The sequence below is a fragment of the Brevundimonas sp. genome (assembly GCF_041648615.1).
Lineage (GTDB): Bacteria > Pseudomonadota > Alphaproteobacteria > Caulobacterales > Caulobacteraceae > Brevundimonas.
In genome coordinates, this window is sequence record NZ_JBAZOS010000095.1 from 1 (window position 1) to 2,617 (window position 2,617).

2 protein-coding genes are annotated in these 2,617 nt (G+C 66.9%); one reads left to right on the plus strand and one right to left on the minus strand.

What is annotated here, in order from left to right; genetic code table 11:
- Nucleotides 1-129: 129 nt before the first annotated feature.
- Nucleotides 130-750 (minus strand): GTP cyclohydrolase I FolE, encoded by a 621-nt coding sequence (folE, locus tag WC555_RS15685; protein ID WP_292130393.1) that lies wholly within the window; start codon nucleotides 748-750, stop codon nucleotides 130-132.
- 92 nt (nucleotides 751-842) lie between these two features.
- Here folE and cysS point away from each other — a divergent pair, with 92 nt between their 5' ends.
- Nucleotides 843-2,252, plus strand: coding sequence for a cysteine--tRNA ligase (gene cysS / locus WC555_RS15690; protein ID WP_373255075.1), 1,410 nt, complete (start codon nucleotides 843-845; stop codon nucleotides 2,250-2,252).
- The last annotated feature ends 365 nt before the right edge of the window (nucleotides 2,253-2,617 follow it).

Genomic DNA, 2,617 nt, shown 5'->3' on the forward strand with positions numbered 1-2,617 from the left:
CAAGCTTTGACGTTCGGTTCGTCTCTTGGCGTCCCGGACCCGGCTTGTAAAGCGGGTTCAGGCCGGTTGGGGTTCCATTGCCCCCGGATTGCTCCAAATACGCCTGTCAGGCGAGACGATCAGTAAATTCTAGCGGCCCTGGGCCAGCCTCAGGAAGCGATCCTTGAGCGCGGCGTCGGACTTGAAGACGCCAGTGAAGCGGGTGGTGATGGTCGAAACGTGGCGGTGATGCACGCCGCGGGTCGTCATGCACTGGTGTTCGGCGTCGATGAGGATGGCGACGCCGGCCGGTTCGAGATGCGATTCGATGGCGGCGGCGATCTGGTTGGTCAGCACTTCCTGGGTCTGGAGGCGGCGCGAGAAGATCTCGACCACGCGGGCCAGCTTGGAGATGCCGACGACCTTTTCGTTGGGGATGTAGGCGACATAGGCCTTGCCGATGAAGGGGGCCATGTGGTGCTCGCAGTGGCTTTCCACCTCGATGTCGCGCAGCAGCACCATGTCGTCATAGCCCTGCACGTCCTCGAAGGTGCGGCTGAGCTCCTTTTCGACGTCGGCGTCATAGCCGTCGAACCATTCGCCGTAGGCGTCGACCACGCGGCGCGGCGTGTCGATCAGGCCGGGGCGGTCCGGATTGTCGCCGGCCCAGGCCAGCAGGGTGCGGACGGCCTCCAGCGCCTTCTCGCGCGAGGGGCGCGGGGCGGGGTCGTTGTCTCCGACCAGAACCGGCTTGACGGGGATGACGCTCATTATCGATCTCGACGCTGTTCGCTTGTGCAGCAGGACGGCTATATGGGACGGCGGGTCCGTCCTGCAAGAAAACTGAAAGCTTCCGCCTCACTATGCCGCTGACAATCCACGACACCCTGCACCGCGAAAAGCGCGTGTTCACGCCGCGAGATCCGGACCGGGTGACCCTCTATGTCTGCGGCCCGACGGTCTATGACTACGCCCATATCGGCAATGCCCGGCCGCCGGTGGTGTTCGACGTGCTGGTGCGGCTGCTGCGCCGGACGTATGGCGCGGAACACGTGATCTACGCCCGCAACGTCACCGACGTGGACGACAAGATCAATGCGAAGGCGGCCAGGGAAGGCACGCCCATCGGCGACGTCACGTCGCGTTACGAGGCCGCCTATCTGGAGGACATGAGCCGGCTGAACGTCTCGCCGCCGGATCTGGCGCCCCACGTCACCGACCATATGGACGCCATCGTGAAGCAGATCGGCGCGATCATGGATCAGGGCTGCGCCTATGCGGCCGAGGGCCATGTGCTGTTCGACGTCTCGTCCTACGAGACCTACGGCAAGCTGTCGGGGCGCAATCTGGACGACATGATCGCCGGGGCCCGGGTCGAGGTCGCCCCCTACAAGAAGAATCCGCACGACTTCGTGCTGTGGAAGCCCTCGAAGGAGGGCGAACCGTCGTGGCCGTCGCCGTGGGGTGAGGGGCGTCCGGGCTGGCATATCGAATGCTCGGCCATGATCGAGGAGACGCTGGGCCTGCCGATCGACATCCACGGCGGCGGCATCGATCTGGTGTTTCCGCACCACGAGAACGAGATCGCCCAGGGCGTCTGCGCCCACGGCCATGCGCATGAGCCCGAGGCCCATGCGGAATACAGCCGCTACTGGATGCACAACGGCTTCCTGACCGTCGATGCGGAGAAGATGTCCAAGTCGATCGGCAACGTCCTGCTGCTGCACGATCTGGTGCAGTCGATGCCGGGCGAGGTGGTGCGCTGGGCCCTGCTGAGCGCCCACTACCGCCAGCCGCTGGACTGGAACCAGTCGCTGCTGGACCAGAGCCGCAAGGCGCTGGACCGGCTGTACGGGGCGCTGCATCGCGCCGCCGGGGTCGAGGCCAACGGCGACGAACCGCCCGAGGACTTCCTCAAGGCCATTGAGGACGACATCAATACGCCGGGCGCCATGGCGACCCTGTTCGCCCTGTCCAGCGAGATCGAGCGCGCCATGACGGCGGGCGACGAGGGTGTCGTCGCCCGCGCCAAGGGCGAACTGATCGCGGCCGCGAACATCCTGGGCGTGCTTCAGGCCGATCCGGCGACCTGGTTCGACGCCGGCGTCGACGACGCCTTCAAGGCCGAGGTCGAAACCCTGCTGGAACAACGGGCCGCGGCCCGCGCCGGCAAGGACTGGCCCGAGGCCGACCGGATCCGCGACCGTCTGAACGCGCTGAACGTGGTCGTCATGGACGGGCCGACGGGCGCGACCTGGCGGGTCAAGGGGTAGGAACAGGGCGGGTCTCCGTTTTCTCCCTCCCCTTCATGGGGAGGGATGTCGGCGCGAAGCGACGACAGGGTGGGGGGAGTGTGAAGCCGGGCGCGATCCGTGCGGGACTGGCGTTCCCCACCCGGGCTCCGCTGCGCTTCGCCGTCCCTCCCCACTTCGGGGGAGGGAGACCGCGCAGGCTGAAGCGCTTGCCGGCGTCGCCGCCGGAAAGGTGGGGAGGTCGCGGAGCGCGGGCGGCTGGCCCGGAACCGGAATGTGGCCCCCTGCTTTCGCGTTACGGGGACCGTGATGTGTTTTCGGCGTCGCCGCCTGCGCTCCGCGTGATCGCGGCTTCCGAGCGCTTCGGGGCGGGCATCCCATGGCCA